Raw genomic sequence first — 16,568 nt, forward strand, 5'->3', positions numbered from 1 at the left:
TGTGTATGGTACCACGGTGCAGTGGACTATATCCACTCATCAAAGCAGCCAGGTTGTGATAAGATGCTAGTATGATCCGACTATTGCTGTTTCTCATTGTAACACTCAGTAGCCTCTCACTACTCGCGCCGGTTGGTATCTTTCACACTGATCCACCATCGGCTAGCACGACATTTGATCCCTTTATCGCGAAACAAACTGCCGCGATGCGGTCAGACTATGTTGATGCTGTGCTGTATGAAGCATGGGATCGTTATACGCTTCATCTCTCCCTTGATCCCGCAGGGCCACAGCTTCGTGGCGAACTGAGCGTGTACCTGACCAACCACAGCGACGTTGCGTTTGATACCATCTGGTTTCATCTCTACCCAAACCACCCTGACTTCGGTGGACGGCTTGATGTCACTTCGGCTCACATTGATGGTATTCCTGTACCGTCACGCACACTTCATGGCGATACGCTGATCGGGCTAATCCTGCCGCAAGCACTGCGGCCCGGTCACAGCGTAACAGCCTCAATGACCTTCATCGCCCGTACCCCGCGCAATGCCAGTCAGCGCAGCTTTGGCGCCTACAATATGGAAGTCGGAGTCTGGTCAATTGCCTCTAGTTACCCTTTGCTCGCCCGCTACATTCCAGGCATCGGCTGGGATACGCGCCCGATTGAAGCACGTGGCGACTTCACGGTGAGCGCAATTGCGCTCTACGATGTCGTTGTAGACGCACCGACTGACTGGCATCTGGTAAGTAGCGGCACGCGCATCGAACATCACCAAACATCCGAACAACGTCAGATTGCGCGCTTCGTCAGCGGCCCTCAGCGAGAGTTCTACTTGGCTGCGCTGCAAGGACTGGAGCAAATGTACACCGAAGTTGATGGTATTCGCGTGGTGAGCTATGTCCAACCAGGTGATAAAGCAGCCGGCGCTCAGAGCCTGGAAATCGCCGCCAGAGCATTACGCGCTTTCAACCAACGTTTCGGCGCATACCCCTACAACGAATTCGAGATCATTCAGGCCGCGTTAACGCAGTTCTACGGCATGGAATATCCGGGTGTGGTGCTGATCGAGCAGCGCCTCTACCGTCGTGATGATCAGTTGTTAGAGACAACCATCGTGCACGAAATCAGTCATCAATGGTGGTACGGATTGGTGGGGAACGATGCCCAAGGCGAGGCATGGCTTGATGAAGGCCTGGCGAGCTACAGTCAGATTCTCTACTACCAGATGACTGACAGACCAGCACAGGCTCAGGCCGAACTCGATGCCTTTCGCGCCACGTACCGTCGTCTGCGTGAACGTGGCGGTGATGCACCGCTAGCGACACCACCGGCAGCGCTACATAATGGTCGTTACGTACCGGTTGTGTATGCGAAAGGGGCACTCTTTTTCCATGCGTTACGCCAACGCATCGGCGAAACAGCGTTTGATCGCTTTTTACAGGAATATGTGACGACCAACAGCTTCCGCGAAATAGCAGGACCTGATTTGCTACGTGCCGCCGAGCAGGCGTGTGCATGTGAGCTAGACGATCTGTTTCACGACTGGGTGATAACGGCGGCGGAAGTGCCTATGCCGTAGAGGATGGTGAATTTTCTTTTCACAGTAGTTCTGAGATTTTCTCACGATTAAAAAACTGGATCATTAGATCAGGCGCTGAGAGCGCGTCTGAAGCAAGATTCTCTTGCTCTATGATTGCGAACCTCAGCCCGTCTCTTAACAGTGCAAGAGGTAGACCAATTTCTCTTTTCCTGTATAAGCGGAGAGGTCTTGATGGTTCTGATCCTCCTCGAACGTATCCATTCCTAGACCGGGAAAAGAATGAGGCTGATGGCTCATAACGACCACCAGCCGCTCTTTTTCTGATAAGCGAGAATTTTCACTCGTTTTTGACAATCGGTAGGAAGGAGCGCCACTGGAGCTGAGCCTGATAGATGCTCACTGTGCCACTAACCTCGTTTGCTACGAAGAGCAGTGGCAGACCGTTCGGGCTACTATTGGCCGGAACGAACAGCACAATTTCTGGCCCGCTATCAGGACCAACGCTTGTTTGGTTGAAATTCCGGTTGTTGATATACTGCACAAAAGTCGGTGCCGTCGGGACACTTATGTCAAAAATCATGACACCGCCTTGTCGCTCAAGACCAATGAAGGCGTAAGGTCGATTATTAATGAACCCAATTGCCACTCCCTCTGGCTCAGGCCCCTTATTGTCACTCCTTGTATCGCGGGTGTTTGCGTTATTATCACTATTGAAAAATTCAGGGTAGGTTTCTGCGACGATCCTTTCAATCCGATCACCGCTATCGAAAATCAACTGCCCCTCGCTGCTCCAAATTGAGAACGAGCGCGTACCAAAGACATGAATCTGATCAAAATCACCATCACCATCGAGATCACCACTCGCAGCACTGACGGTCAATCGACCAAGGGCAGTATTGTTCTTTAGCGCCGTAGCATTAGGAAAAATCGTTGGATCGAGTTGATACTGACTAGCACCTACTCGTCGCTCCTCACTATAACCGGTGTAATCACGTGCATCCCCCTCATTAGCAGTGACAAGATAGAGCTGGTCGTTCACCATGTAGGAAGCGATCGCATCTGGTTGGTACATGCCGAAGACCGGCCAGTTGGTAATATTAATGGTATCATCTCGATCACTGGCATCAAGGCCGTTACCCGGCAGAGAGTGATCCTTTAAGCCGAGCGATCGCACCCACTCAACTGTGTTCGATTGCAGATTGATCTTTGCGATTGCATTATTTTCCTGTTAAGGTGACAAACGCAAACTGATTGTCGCTCGTCACGGTGATATACTCCGGCTCCAAATTCTTCTGCACTGCATCAGAATCACTTGCCGTTGGCCCAAAGATGCGAGTGGCAGTATCAAATTGAGTGCGTCTGGCGCCACCAACTTCAAAGTCGCTGAATCCAACACTGATTACATCTGCATCACTCAAATCTGCGATATTACCGCTTACCGGAATGATGCTGATCGTTCCGTATGGATCGATAGTGTAATCGTCATTTGGCTCACCTTCATTCGCTACTAGTAGTCGCTGGCCGTCTGGTGTAAACGTCAGCATATCCGGTAATGCACCTACTCGGACTCGATTGAGATACTGACCTTGTGCGTTAAAAAAGACGACCGAACCAGGATCAGTCTTTGGATTTGCTTCAACAGCTACTGCAACGAGATCGTCACGCACTGCAACACTGTTGGGGCTAGCGCCATAGGGTGAAAGATCGATTCGTGTGATTCGTGTCGGATTCGTTATCGTACTCAGATCAACGATGTCGAGTGAATTGTTATTGCTATTTGTAACATACATTCGATTGCCGCTAACAGCAACGGTTTCACCAGAAAGATTGCCTAAACCGGTTGTGTAGGTAGCGAGAAGAGTGAATACAGGAGTGGATGACGGGCCAGTAGCATTTGCCAGATGGCTCGACGAACCAACCAATAATAAACCAGCGACGAATATGGTCAGTATCCGAAAGTACATCATAACACCTCACGGCATCAGCATAAGCGGCTAGCGAGTAGATAATAAAAGAGATTTGTTAAGAAAAAGGGGTGTTTAGATTAATTGATAGTTATCAAATAGTACATGTTGTTTTAATAGTACAGAATCATCGCGTACCAGTGATCCTTAATTACACACACGAGAGATTCAGCTAGATGTAGTTGGTGTCTTGCAAGGTCTCGGAATTATACTATCACCGTGAATGATGTTAACGATAAGATAAGTGAATATTGTGTAAAAAGCCTACAATATTCATCGGCCATAGATTAGATCAGTCGAAATGTTTCATTTGGTATGAGGAATTATCATAAAGGGTTAGGATAAGAAGCCGGTTTCATCGTCAAAAGTATGAAGTAGGCCGTTATGGACAACGACACACTTGACTTTATCGCATACAGTACCGTACAACCCTCCATTTGCACCAGTGGACTATTCCGCGCATTGGTCAACCGCTACACAAGTATCGGATATACCTTGACTCGTGGGATTCCGTATCCCATCTCGGCACCGACCAATATCCTGTACACCGAAACGGAGATCGATGCAGCAATCCGGCACGCCTGTGATTTTTCGCGCCGTCGTCGCATTCTCAATCTGTGGCGGGCATCGTTTTCCTTCGCGTTGCACCTCGCGCAACCCACACCGGACGTTATCACTTGGACGCTGTTTGTATGGAGGGATATCTTTTTTCATGCCGACCCTGACCGCACGGAACAGCACGCACGCGAATTGCTCAATGCCGTTACCATCGCTGTTGAGATGCTCCCGACGCACTACGGGTGTCTGGCGACGCTCCACTATCCACCGACGGTTGAGCAGGTCTTGAACGGCAATATCTCAAGGTTATATCCGATAAATTACTTCGGCGATCAGTTGCTCGCCCAGATCGGGCGCGCACGGTTGGAACAGGCACCAGCCTGGCTCAATGTAGACGTTGGGCTAGGGCGCCTCATCGTTCCTGACCTGAATGCTATTTACCAGGGTGATACTACAACCGTGCAGGCAGCCAATCGCTATCTCTTCGGGGATACTCTTCCATTGACCACAGATGGAAATGGTGAAATCAATTGACAGTGCCGCCGTATTGGTGAAGTAAGGGCAGTATGAATATGTTCACTCCTCCGGAATGCGAAGATTTCACGTATTTCAGGACAGTTCTGGAAAATGTGTTTTGGCTTGAAACACTGCTGGTTCTAGAAAAACAAAAATTTATAAAATCCACAACCGACAATAAAGAGAAACTCGCCCTTAGTGAAGGACGAGAAATCAAGGGCAACTTTTCACCAAATGAAAAGAGTGGTACGGGCTTGCCGGTCATGCGTGTAGGCATGACTGTAAAACCATACGATGGTACTCCAATACAGAACGTTCAGAGGTCGTGAAGTATAACACTCGTTACGTATCTAAACGTTATACGAGATGCCGTAGAGAACTTCCTACTAGGTCAGAAGGTGCGTCAACAGCAACATCAGTACATTTTGACAACCGGTAGGAGAATGATGGTAGGAACATTGAGCGACTACAGCTCGTTGCTCGAACGATTTCTAGCAAGAGCTATCTGTAGAGAAATTACAGCACCCCTATCGCACCCTGTTCAAAAGCAAAATTCTGCGGTAGAGATCGCTTGTCTCTCTCACGCTTTCGAGAGCGCGTGGGAGTCGAACCCACCGGCGCAGTTCGTCACTCCGCCCAACGGTTTTGAAGACCGTGACAGCCACCGGGCCATATGCGCTCTCAATCGAGATTGTAGAGAGAGCCGTACAGATTGTCAACTCTGGTACCTGAGACGGCGGATGGGTCATACCAACAAGTTCACAGCCGCAGGCAATACTTCAACGTCAACGCGCTGGGCAGCAGTCGCGATGACCTCACCATCGGTCGCAACTGGGATCGGGGTCGAGCAGGTGACTTCAATTCGGCGTGCACGTGTCATCATAACCTCCGGTTCATTGGTATGTACACCGCGCATCAGGAGGGGTATCTTACGTAACGCACGGGAGATTGGCATTGTATCGACCATACAGAGATCGAGTAAACCATCATCAAGTTGTGCATCGGGGGTTATCCAAAACCCTCCTCCCTGACAACGACCATTACCGACACTGGCAAAGAAGAGTTGGCGACTGATCTGCCGACCATCAAAACGCACCGTCATTGGACCAGGACGATACGTTGCCAGTGCACGAAGTGATGCGATCAGGTAGACGGCAAAGCCGCGTAAGAGGGGAATTTTAAGGCTCTCGACGGCAACTGCCGCGTCGAGACCCATACCGAGACCGTTTATAAAGTAGCGAGTCAGGGTCAAGCGTCCGGCTCTGACACGAATCCGCCCAACATCAATCGACCGCGTCTGGTTAGCAACAATGCGTTGCACAGCGCCCACGATGTCGTTCTGTTTAAAGCTGGGGAACGATTTGATAAAATCACTCCCTGTGCCAAGTGGGACGATGCCCAAGGTCACCGGCACCCGCTTACCCGCCTGGAGAATACCGTTGACAACCTCATTGATCGTGCCATCGCCCCCTACGGCTATGATTCGGGTGTTTCCCCGATTGATTGCCTGGATCGCCAGCTCGGTAGCACCACCACGGGCGTGAGTTGTAAACAGTTCGTACTCGAGATTGTGTTTACGCAGTTCGGCTTCAATGATACGCCGCCGCCGACCGGCCAAACCACGTCCCGCTGCCGGATTAAGAATGACTGTTGTCATACGCGCCGCCCCGCGCATATTCAAAAGAAACGATTGCGAAATATTGAGATGGATTCAGAGCGGAATGCTCTCTGATAAACTACTACCCATCCACCGTCGTTCAGGTGCATGTGCAACACGATGCTGGGCAAGGAGCGCTATATAGGAGTTCCTGACGATCATATGTCATCGCACCAGGCGGGGCAATTACTGACCCGCCCACGATAAGAGCCTGCTGATCGTATACAAAAACAACCACCGACTACCAGGCGAGGCAGAAATGCTTGCCCACCGTGTAACATGTTGCAGCAACTACAACTGGCGCTCCTTACCCACTTACCCGATCCGAACAGGGTCACCCAGCACCGACGTTAGATTGAAACCCCTAATAGATCGGCGACGGTGAAAATGTCTTTATCGCCTCGTCCAGAGAGATTGACCAGAATGATCTGGTCAGGTCGCATTGTTGGCGCCAGACGCACCGCTTCAGCAACCGCGTGAGCACTTTCCAGCGCCGGAATAATACCTTCAAGCCGGGCCAACAACTGAAACGCTGCTAGTGCTTCATCATCACTGGCCGCTGTGTACGTTGCACGTCCACTGTCGTGTAGCCAGGCATGTTCAGGACCAATACTGGCGTAGTCGAGACCTGCGCTGACCGAATGGGTCAGTGCAATTTGACCAGCTTCGTCTTGCAAGACATACGAGTAGGTACCCTGCAAAACACCGGGTGTTGCTGCGCGAAAGCGGGCGGCATGCTCACCGAGGCGATCACCTTTGCCACCGGCTTCCACACCACGCAGGGCTACGCTATGGTCTTCGAGGAATGGGTGAAAGATGCCAATCGCATTCGAGCCGCCACCAACACAGGCCACCACGACATCTGGTAAGCGCCCGGTAGCGGCCAGGATCTGCTCGCGTGCTTCCAGACCAATAATCCGCTGAAAGTCGCGCACCATCGTCGGGTAGGGGTGCGGGCCGAGCGCTGAACCGAGGAGATAGTAGCTATCGGGATTAGTAACCCAGTCGCGCATAGCTTCGTTAATCGCATCTTTGAGCGTGCGTGAACCGCTACTGACGCCTCGTACTTCTGCACCTAGCAGACGCATACGAAAGACATTTGGTCGTTGGCGGGCCATGTCGTCTACACCCATATAGACGACACACTCAAGCCCTAGCAGAGCACAGACGGTCGCAGTGGCAACGCCATGCTGACCGGCCCCGGTCTCGGCGATGACGCGCCGTTTTCCCATCCGTTTCGCCAATAACCCCTGACCGAGGGCATTATTGATCTTGTGGGCGCCGGTATGGGCCAGGTCTTCGCGTTTGAGATAAATCTGTGCACCACCGCAATGCGCAGTCAGGCGAGCGGCAAAGCTTAGTGGTGTTGGACGACCGGTGTACGTGCGGTGCAGATTCGTCAATTCGGCCCAAAAGTTTAGATCGGCCTTTGCCTCTTCATACGCCGCTTCAAGCGCACTAACTGCCGGCATCAGTGTTTCAGGAACGTACCGCCCACCGTAAGGGCCAAAACGCCCCGGTCGTGAAGCAACCTCGTGCATGGTTCAACTTTCTAGCCAGGGCGCGTTGAAAACGCACCCCCTTACACTCCCACCCAATGCGTATCTCAACCTGTCAGTATCTCGTCGAGCCGGGCTTACTTCTGGATCAGACTCTCGTCTTTGTTCTTCTCACCCTCTTCAAGCAGCATGATCGGGATGCCATCTTCAATCGGATAGCGATACCCATTCCGCCGGTTGACCAACCACTCCTTGCCGTTGGCATCAACCATCAACTCGACTGGCCCCTTATCACCAGGATCGGCCAGCATACTGAGTAGCTCTGGGCTAATGCTGCCACGTTGCCCACTGGTATTGGTATTGCTGTTAGTGGCCGGTGTGAGGTCGAAAACACTATCTTCCTGATACTGACGAACAGCTCGGAAGATGGCAATTGCTAACCCGATCACTGCTGCAATGCCGAGGATGCGCAGCACCTTTTTCATAGCTTGTTCCTCCTTTTGCTAACCTTTTTCGCGACGATGGTAGAACGCTTGCACACTTGCCCTTATTGTACACGACTTTGTTTACGTTGCCGCGAAGGTTCTTCTTCAACCCACACTCGTGGTGGTTGGTCAGGCCCATACCAGACCAGCAATTGACCATGCGGGATACCGTCGGCGTCGTTGATAATTTCCAGGAACGGATAGCGTTGGGTTGGACGACGCATTGTTTCGACATCGAAAACAATATCAGTCCAGGTACCGGTATTAATATATACACGGTTGTGATCGAGCTTAATAACGCGCGCCAGATGCGTATGCCCACAGACAAAAAGTCGATCGGCACGGTACGATGGTTGCTGGGCCAGCAGAGCCATCTCCCGTGCTATTTCATCGTTGAATGCTGACACTTCACGACTGGCCTGGCGACGTGCTTCATCGCGTACCTGGTCAACAACTTCTGGTAGATTATCGACGGCTTCAGCCACAGCACCAAATTGACGGGCAATTGCCTGATGTCGGGCAACACGCTGGCGACGAAACGTTGCAATCGGTTGCCAAAGTACCTTCAGTGGTGAGTTCCTGAGCCATTCATCTGGTTCACTGGAGAGATGATGAGGTGGCGCCCACGCAGTTACTTGCAAGAAGCCCACAATGCCACGGGTAACAAAACGACGTGCATCCGGATCACGCAATCGTTGTAAGCTCATCAAGTACCAAAAGAAAGCCGAAGACGGCTTAATGTTGTCGATCAGCGGCGCTAGTGGAAAGCGATCCTCTTCGAGTTCGTTGATCACCTCTTTGACAAGCTGCGTCCCACGCACCACTTCAAACGGCTCACTGATACTGGCAAAGTTGATGAAGCGATTCCACCGATCAAATTGGTTGCCATGGACGATATACACGCCGCCACCGTGATAGCTGATGCCAAAACGCAAGCGATGATCGTCAGTTGCAAGATTAAGTGCCTCACGTAAGACCGCTTTCGCCGTTGGATAGTGCAGTTCAAAATCGTGATTGCCGATCAGGATGGTTAATTGGTTACCTTCCTGCTGCACAAAGCGGCGTAATGCGTCGATTACGCCAGCATGAGCGGCGATGATAGCCTGTAAGCGACGCGCTGCTGCACGCGGTGTCCATTCATCATCGGCGACATCGGGCAAACTGACCTGCAAAAATTCAAAGGTGTCACCGGCTAGGATTAATTCGGTCGGTTCACGACTGACATAGTGATCGAGAAACGCGATCAACGCTTCATCGTCGCAAAAATCGTCTTTACGATCGCCAGCACCCAGATGCAAATCGCTGATAACAATGCGACGTCGACGGACATCGATTGACTCAGGACCTATCGGAGGGGTCGTATATGGCGTGGGTCGAATTTGTACGCGACGGATGCGCAAGACAATCCAGCGCAGTAGAAGTAACAAGGTGATCGCGACCGCCAATCGCAATAGCAAACGCAGGATCCAACTGACAACCTTCATAAGAATGTTGACACTAGCGTTAAATCGTTGCTTCGATTGGCGAACGTTGGAACGACGAAGCATGAATAGGTCCTGTTTCGTGTAGTCAAGGAGTTGTGTTCCGTCACATTTCCTGATTTTTCTGACCAACAACCAGTAGCATCGAGCGTGTTGGCGGAATAGCCATCGTCAAGGCAAAAAAGAGTGCTTTTGCTAACACCCGATGAGGTGTCCGCAACAGCCGACCTGCTTCAAGACCCACTCGTTCCCATGGCGCCTCGAATCGTTTGGTCAGGATCCGAAACCCTGCCCGTTCGATCAGCCAGGTCAATTCGGCCATTGTATAGGTACGACTGTGGGTTGTGTAGCGCGCCTCGCCTTCTAGCAACATCTGGTGACGAAACTCTTCAGGTGTACTCAGGCTCTGCCAGAGCAGCATTCGGAGAATGGCACGCGCTCGACTTTTCAAATAGAGTTCATTCGGTGTGGTCACGAGCAACCGACCGCCTGGACGCAACACACGATAAAACTCGCGCAAGATCGGCAATGGTGAATAGACCATGTGCTCGATCACCTCTGAGAAGACGACCCAATCAAAGCTAGCATCGGGGTAAGGCAGTGGCTCACGTTCGAGATGTACCTGGCGTACCTCTACCCCCAATCGATCCCAGAGGGCTTTGCGGGTGAATGGATCAAGATCAGCTCCGCTGACCTGAAAACCGGCGCCGACGAGGAGTTCGGTAAATTGACCCGGCGTGACGCCAACTTCAAGGACGCGAGCACCATTGGCTGGCCCCATCGCTTGCAGCATTGCCGCGAAACGGTAGCGGTGTAATCGAAAATAGGCTTCTTTCCCATCTGCCCGCGCACTCTGTTCAACGCGGGCAAATAATGCGCTCTGGTCAACTTTTGTCATTGTTTGTTCGTCAATCATAGTGACAGTCGCTCGCTCAAGCGATCCCGCGTCGTATAGTATCATACTCACCAAAGAAGAGCGAGTCGTCGGGGTATCCGCGGTCATGTTTAAGGAGTAGTCAATGTCTTCAACTCCTTCACCTTCAACTCGAGTACGGCACGAGCTTAGCCGTCTGTTCTTACGCTGGCTAATCTACTCACTCGCAATCTTTGCTGCGGTCTGGATTGTGCCGGGCATAGAGTTCAGCGGGCCGGGGTGGCAAATTGGGATCGTTGCTCTCCTCTTTGGCTTTCTCAATGCCTTGTTGCGCCCATTACTCTACCTGCTCACCTGTCCGCTGGTCATCTTGACACTCGGTCTGTTTGGGCTGATTATCAATGCCCTGCTACTGGGCTTGACTTCTGCGCTGGCCGATCAATTGGGGATTGCGTTCGTGGTGAATGGGTTCTGGCCGGCTTTCTTCGGTGGACTGGTCATCTCGCTAGTCAGCACAACGCTGCAATACCTTGCCGGTGATGTTCAGGTCCGGATTGTCGTTGAACGTCGGCCACGCGAATAAATGCTGGCCCGGATGGCAGCTCCGTCGTGGTGGGCAAAGGTGAAACCCGCTCCCAATGCGGTAGGTCAGAGCAGACCGAACGGCGAAGTGTGCATTGAAACGCGAAAGAACACATCCTTACTCAAACATTCCCTTTCGCCCCTCAACCCAAAGTAAGAGGGAAGAGGGGCAAATGGTACGGTACAAACGTAGCCGTCGCTATCAGATTCGCTCGCGGGCACGATGTAGACGGATCGTGCGCGTTAGCAAGGTTGCGCCAAGCAGCAGCACACCAAGGAATGGAATTCCGGCACTCGTGTTTGGTAACGGTGCTGTTCCACCGGTCTGACCACCTACCACCACCACAGTTGCTGATGGCGTAGCAGTAGCGGTCGCTGAAGAACCACTACCCAACACCACAGAGGACGTTGCCGTAGCAGTAGCAACAGGTGAAAGAGTCAGTGTAGCCGTGACAGGCACAGCCGTCGTCGTGAAGGTTGGACTGACGACCGGTGCAAGGGTTGCGGTCGCAGTCGCTGGCTGCTGATCTCCCACCACCAGCACCGTACTGATGTTCGAGAAAACCGGTCGATTCAGCTCACGATAGGTCGCCTGGGCCTGCACCACCAGCAAGGTACCGGTTGCCACATTCGGACGGATGCGGGTCGCAATATTGATTTCAATCCGCTCACCAGGCGCCAGATCGGGCGCGACGTAGGTAACCGTCTGGCCATTGATGGTCGGATCGGAACCACGACTCGCACTTGCACTCAGAATGCGCAGGTTAGAAGGCATCACACTACGTACATTCACGGCACTTACTGTCTGAGCCGGATGAGTATTTCCCAGCACGATGGTAAAGACAATGTCTTGATCGGCATAGGCGCTCCCCCAATCACTTGTCAGCCGCAAGAGCAGATCACTCTCCCCGAAGACAGCCGGTGCTGGTGGCTCGGTTGGAGTCGGCGAAGCCTCCGGCGTCGGAGTTCTAGTCGGTGACGCTGGAGGTCGAGGTCGTGGTGTCGCTGTTGGCCGAGGCGCAACTGTCACCACCAGCGTTGGCGGCGGTGGCTCCGTTGGTAAGATGACCGGTGATTCGGTTGGAGCTGGTGGCGGCTCAGTCGGAGGCGGTGGCGGTTCAGGTGGGCGCGGTTGAGGCGGCGATGTTGGTCGTGGTGTAGGTGGTACGGGTGAAGTCACCGGTGTATTAGTTACAACTGGCGTAACGGTCGTTATAGGTGTTACTGTCACTACTATTGGTGTGACCGGGGTTGGAGTATCAGTTTCAACCTGGGTCGGCGTATTCGTAATCGGTGCAGTAGGAGTAGAACCCCCCAAAACCCGCACTACAACCACATTGGAGACTCCAACTTGCTGGCTCCCCTGTTCCAGCACAGCCTGATTAGGAATATTGGATCCTTCGCTAGCAGACGGTCGTACCCGCACTTGCAGAGTTACCGAAGCGGGATTAAACCTGCTTACAGTTAGCGTACAGACAACTGTTTGACCGGTAGAACAGCTACCACCAAACGCCGAAGCACTCAAAAGCTCCAGATTAGAATCCAGTACATCGCGCAAGGTGAGGGTGATTGGAGTATCACTCTGGGTTGTAACCGACAGACTATAGCTGAATTCTTGACCAATACTCACCGTTGTGAGTGAGGCAACTTTCGTAACCCGAGTCGCGCCCGGTGTCGGTGAGGGAGTAAACGTTGGAATCGGCGTTGTTGTAACCGGTGTAGGGGTGACAGCCGTCGGTGTGACCGGTGTCGGTGTAACTGGCGTCGGCGTATCAGCCGTCGGTGTGACCGGCGTCGGCGTATCAGCCGTCGGTGTGACCGGTGTCGGCGTAACTGGGGTCGCTGTCCCAGATGTCGGCGTATTTGTCGGTGCCGGTGTAAATGTGGGCGGACGCTGTTCTAGCTCAATCGTTGGCCCAGTAGCTTCCATCAACCCCTGCGCAGGCGCAATTGGCGGTTGAATCCAGTTCAGTCCTTCTACAACGAGTGGAACAACAATCATCAAAATACTTACTGCAATCGCCATCAGCTCCCAGATCGTCCAGGGTGCTGGCCCACGGCCTCGACCGGAAGGAAACTGAGCTGAAGGTGAAGATTTTGGCGGCATACAGACCCCTCGCCTCAACTGCGCGGACGCGAATCGATCAGATCGGCGATGACGATCAGGCGCTGCGTATCCCAGTTGGTACAGGTAATCAGCGTAAGCACAGGCGTTGGTGTCGGATCCATCACTTCAACCTGTGTAGGCCAGACATTGCGCATGTCGCGCACACGATAGCGATATGACCAGCCACCCGTCTCTAGAAATATCTCATCACCGATCTTGAGTGCTGGAAGATCTCGAAACACTGCGCCACGTAATCCGGCATGACCGGACAATACGGTATTGCCTGTATTCCCCGGAAGAGCCGTGCCGTGATGATAGCCAGCAGCATATTCCGCAACCTGCCAAGCACCATCCACAACAAAAACCTCATACACCGGCGTATCGAGCTGAATAGCCGGAATACGTAACCGTTGCGGTCGCGGATCTGTTTTGGGGAGAGGTTGAATATGCGTTTGCGGCGCAAGATAATCGGCTGGCTCAACCACCAATTCGGGTGCGGTAAAGGGCAATGCCGGGAGATGCGGAGCTGCTGCTGGCGGTGAAACCGGTGTCGGTATAACGACCGGTGTGGTGACAACCATACCCGATGGTGAGGCAGACCCCCACCATGCCCGCCACCAATCACGTCCGTAGCCATCGATCAGCCAGTAGGCAAAAACGATGATCATTGCGCCGAAGAGGGTTAGCTCGGCGATGAACAAGACGCGATCAACCCAGGTACGCACTAGAAAACCTTGCAGCGCATCGCGGCGATACACAGCATGTGACCGCAATTGTATCGGACGGAGCGGATCACGCCGGGCAGGGAGATCGTGTAAGAGTAATTGTTGCAGCAATTCGTGATCGCCGGTAGGTGGTACCGGTGTCGGTGACGACCGTCGACTGGTAGAACGGTGCTGCGGAAAAGTGGTCATTGCTTTGCTGTTTCTGAAGCATGTACCGGCAAGCCGATTGCAAGAATTATACACGACGATACAACCCTCTGCAATAGTCTGACCAATAGAATGAGCTACAAACAATGTTCTACTACTGCCAGGTGTAAAATGAAGTGGGATAGTAAAAAAGACAACACTAATGCGCTTGTCGTGACATGAACAACTCTAAATCAGTGCCGCATAGAGACGTTCGACACCGACGGCAAAGGTTGTCGGTTCAGTCAGTGCCGATAGCATAATATGACAACCGGGAACCTCGCCATAGAAGTAGCCTGGATGCACAAACACGCCCCGTTCGAGGAGATAGAGCACCAGTCGCTCTTCATCAGCCCACCCATCAATAGCCGGAAAGAGATAATACCCACCGGCGGGTGGTCGAGCATGAATGCGTGGATGATCGGCAAATCGTTGCAGAGCCAGGGTCAGATTGGCCCGTACTCGATCAACCATCATACGCACAAAGGTTTCACCCTGCGCAAACAAGGTTGGTAAGAGATGCTGACTTAAGGCATTAGCGCCTAACAAAGTATCGTTCAACAATTCAAGACGTGGGGCAAAGACTCGTGCCGGTCGGTTGAGAACGATCCAGCCCAATTTGAGATCAGGTAAAGCAAAGAGTTTTGAGATACCGTTCAAGGTAAACAGCGGCAGATCAGGATGCAGAGCAGCCAACGGCGGTGTGTCCGATACCGCATACGTAAACGGGGCAAACACCTCATCACAGATGACCGGTATACCCAATAAATCAAGGGTTGCCAGTGGAGCATCTACAATTGCTCCGGTAGGATTATGCGGCGAGACAATGATAATCGCCCGTGTGCGTTCATCGACTGCACGGCGTAGCGACCGGGCATTAATCCGCCAGTTTCGTTCTTCATCAAGCTGGTAAAAACGTAGTTCAAGGTTACGCAGTGCTGCGAGGTATTCAAAGAGCGGGTAGGTAACGTTTGGCACGAGCAGATTATCACCGGGGTCGGCCAGCAGAGCGAAAAGCAAACTATAAGCTTCACTCGTACTGGCCGTCAGAAATACGTCGTCAGGCTGAAGCACGAGCGGCGGCGAACGACGTGCGTAGTATTCAACCACTGCCGTGCGTGCTGCTAGATCACCGTGCGGATCCGGATGATAGCGGCGCGCAGACCAATAGGACGTGGCGGCAGCAGCCAGAATTTCGGCAGGAAAGATCAAACCTTGCGTTGTCGGATTACTGCTGGTCAGATCGATCAAATCACCCTGTGCCGCCCGTGCATCTCGCGCTAACGTCAACCGGTTTGGCGTCAAGTCAAGCTGTGAGAAGACACCAGGCATCGCTTACCGACCATTAAGCGAAGTAGTGAGATGACGCCAGAACGCATCACGCTCACCCGGAATAAATGGCATATACAGGGCTACGCGATCCAACAATCCTTCATAGCGTTCACGCAACGCTGCCGGTAAATCGGCGGGATCGGCTTCCACGGCAAACGTTGCCACCATCGTATCATCGATCAGGTTGCTCATCTCGGCCCAACGCTGCTGAGCGGCTAACCGTGACAACTCTTCACCCAATTCGCCCCAACCATGGCATTCCAGCACAGCGCGATAGGTTGGCGTGGAAGCGTAGAACGCAATTTGTTGCCGGACGAATGCACGCATTCGTTCACGTTCTTTTGTGTCGTGACCGGTAATGACCAATGCACTACCGGCAATCACACAGGCTGATGGTTCTCTACCGGCTGCTGCGGCACCAGCAGCAATGTGCGGTCGCAGCACTTCCCGCAAGTAGCGGGCACTACTCAGCGGGTGAGCATGAAAACCATCGCAAACCTCACCGGCCAAATGGGCAAGACCGGTATTGACACCGGCAATATAGATCGGAATCTCAGGGTGCGCGATAGGACCAGGGCTGAAGAACGGTGTCATTAAGGTATGCTGGTAATATTGACCACGGTAATCGAGTTTCTCGCCGGTCTGCCAGCAGCGCCAGATGGCCCGTAAAGCGCCGATATAATCACGGAGTCGTCCGACCGGTGAGTCCCACACACTACTAAACCGACGCTCGATATGCGCCTTCACCTGAGTACCCAGCCCCAGGATAAAACGTCCACCACTGAAACCGGCCAAATCCCACGCAATCTGGGCAGTGACCATTGGGCTACGCGGAAATGCAATGGCTACCGCTGTGCCGATGGTCAGATGATGCGTATGCTCGGCAGCAATGGTTAAAGCCAGAAACGGGTTATGGGCTGTCTCTGGCGCCCATAACGCGGCAAAGCCGATGTCTTCAGCACTCCGCGCTACAACAGCAGCACTGGGTAGCGGATTAGCGTTAACCTGAAACGCAGCGTCAAGAAGGAGCATGCACGCTCTCCAATCTTCGGCACAGCAGG

At 52.8% G+C, this 16,568-nt stretch carries 15 protein-coding genes and 1 tRNA gene; 4 read left to right on the forward strand and 12 right to left on the reverse strand.

Translation table 11 applies throughout. The features are described 5' to 3' along the window. Positions 1–71 precede the first annotated feature (71 nt). Positions 72–1,580: a M1 family metallopeptidase gene (locus tag QTO31_RS14385; RefSeq protein WP_031458854.1), complete on the forward strand. Its 1,509-nt coding sequence runs from the start codon at positions 72–74 to the stop codon at positions 1,578–1,580. Between the two features lie 298 nt (positions 1,581–1,878). Here QTO31_RS14385 and QTO31_RS14390 read toward each other — a convergent pair whose 3' ends face one another. Both QTO31_RS14390 and QTO31_RS14395 read right to left on the reverse strand, forming a co-directional pair. Next, complete coding sequence (locus QTO31_RS14390) at positions 1,879–2,715, reverse strand: choice-of-anchor I family protein (protein ID WP_301429762.1); 837 nt, start codon at positions 2,713–2,715, stop codon at positions 1,879–1,881. A gap of 43 nt (positions 2,716–2,758) precedes the next feature. Then, the gene (locus tag QTO31_RS14395; RefSeq protein ID WP_301429763.1) at positions 2,759–3,508 is read right to left on the reverse strand and encodes a choice-of-anchor I domain-containing protein; all 750 of its coding nucleotides are present in this window, start codon (positions 3,506–3,508) and stop codon (positions 2,759–2,761) included. A 381-nt stretch (positions 3,509–3,889) separates the two neighbouring features. On the opposite strand from QTO31_RS14395, the gene QTO31_RS14400 reads away from it, so the two are divergent. Both QTO31_RS14400 and QTO31_RS14405 read left to right on the forward strand, forming a co-directional pair. Next, positions 3,890–4,597 (forward strand): hypothetical protein, encoded by a 708-nt coding sequence (locus tag QTO31_RS14400; protein ID WP_301429765.1) that lies wholly within the window; start codon positions 3,890–3,892, stop codon positions 4,595–4,597. 32 nt (positions 4,598–4,629) lie between these two features. After that, positions 4,630–4,908, forward strand: coding sequence for a hypothetical protein (locus QTO31_RS14405; protein WP_031458852.1), 279 nt, complete (start codon positions 4,630–4,632; stop codon positions 4,906–4,908). 259 nt (positions 4,909–5,167) lie between these two features. Here QTO31_RS14405 and QTO31_RS14410 read toward each other — a convergent pair. The 6 genes from QTO31_RS14410 to QTO31_RS14435 all read right to left on the reverse strand — a co-directional run bounded on the left by QTO31_RS14410 (position 5,168) and on the right by QTO31_RS14435 (position 10,617). Beyond that, positions 5,168–5,262: transfer RNA gene (locus QTO31_RS14410), tRNA-Sec, on the reverse strand. Between the two features lie 62 nt (positions 5,263–5,324). Beyond that, positions 5,325–6,236, reverse strand: coding sequence for a diacylglycerol/lipid kinase family protein (locus QTO31_RS14415; protein WP_031458851.1), 912 nt, complete (start codon positions 6,234–6,236; stop codon positions 5,325–5,327). Positions 6,237–6,586: 350 nt separating this feature from the next. Continuing rightward, the gene (gene trpB / locus QTO31_RS14420; protein ID WP_301429766.1) at positions 6,587–7,777 is read right to left on the reverse strand and encodes a tryptophan synthase subunit beta; all 1,191 of its coding nucleotides are present in this window, start codon (positions 7,775–7,777) and stop codon (positions 6,587–6,589) included. A gap of 95 nt (positions 7,778–7,872) precedes the next feature. After that, positions 7,873–8,220, reverse strand: a complete 348-nt coding sequence (locus QTO31_RS14425) for a Trm112 family protein (protein WP_031458849.1) — start codon at positions 8,218–8,220, stop codon at positions 7,873–7,875. Positions 8,221–8,282: 62 nt separating this feature from the next. After that, the gene (locus QTO31_RS14430) at positions 8,283–9,767 is read right to left on the reverse strand and encodes a UDP-2,3-diacylglucosamine diphosphatase (RefSeq protein ID WP_031458848.1); all 1,485 of its coding nucleotides are present in this window, start codon (positions 9,765–9,767) and stop codon (positions 8,283–8,285) included. Between the two features lie 40 nt (positions 9,768–9,807). After that, positions 9,808–10,617, reverse strand: coding sequence for a class I SAM-dependent methyltransferase (locus QTO31_RS14435; protein ID WP_081909995.1), 810 nt, complete (start codon positions 10,615–10,617; stop codon positions 9,808–9,810). Between the two features lie 103 nt (positions 10,618–10,720). Here QTO31_RS14435 and QTO31_RS14440 point away from each other — a divergent pair, with 103 nt between their 5' ends. Then, positions 10,721–11,158 carry a phage holin family protein gene (locus QTO31_RS14440; protein ID WP_031458846.1) on the forward strand — a complete coding sequence of 146 codons (438 nt, stop codon included), beginning with the start codon at positions 10,721–10,723 and terminating at the stop codon, positions 11,156–11,158. 201 nt (positions 11,159–11,359) lie between these two features. Here QTO31_RS14440 and QTO31_RS14445 read toward each other — a convergent pair whose 3' ends face one another. The 4 genes from QTO31_RS14445 to QTO31_RS14460 all read right to left on the reverse strand — a co-directional run bounded on the left by QTO31_RS14445 (position 11,360) and on the right by QTO31_RS14460 (position 16,539). Then, positions 11,360–13,264: a hypothetical protein gene (locus QTO31_RS14445; RefSeq protein WP_301429767.1), complete on the reverse strand. Its 1,905-nt coding sequence runs from the start codon at positions 13,262–13,264 to the stop codon at positions 11,360–11,362. A 14-nt stretch (positions 13,265–13,278) separates the two neighbouring features. Continuing rightward, on the reverse strand, positions 13,279–14,178 hold the full coding sequence (locus QTO31_RS14450) for a sortase (protein WP_301429768.1): 900 nt from the start codon (positions 14,176–14,178) through the stop codon (positions 13,279–13,281). A 186-nt stretch (positions 14,179–14,364) separates the two neighbouring features. Continuing rightward, positions 14,365–15,507: a pyridoxal phosphate-dependent aminotransferase gene (locus tag QTO31_RS14455; RefSeq protein ID WP_301429770.1), complete on the reverse strand. Its 1,143-nt coding sequence runs from the start codon at positions 15,505–15,507 to the stop codon at positions 14,365–14,367. A 3-nt stretch (positions 15,508–15,510) separates the two neighbouring features. Continuing rightward, on the reverse strand, positions 15,511–16,539 hold the full coding sequence (locus QTO31_RS14460) for an LLM class F420-dependent oxidoreductase (RefSeq protein ID WP_031458842.1): 1,029 nt from the start codon (positions 16,537–16,539) through the stop codon (positions 15,511–15,513). Positions 16,540–16,568 lie beyond the last annotated feature (29 nt).

Source organism: Chloroflexus sp. MS-CIW-1 (assembly GCF_030444705.1).
Taxonomy (GTDB): Bacteria; Chloroflexota; Chloroflexia; order Chloroflexales; family Chloroflexaceae; genus Chloroflexus.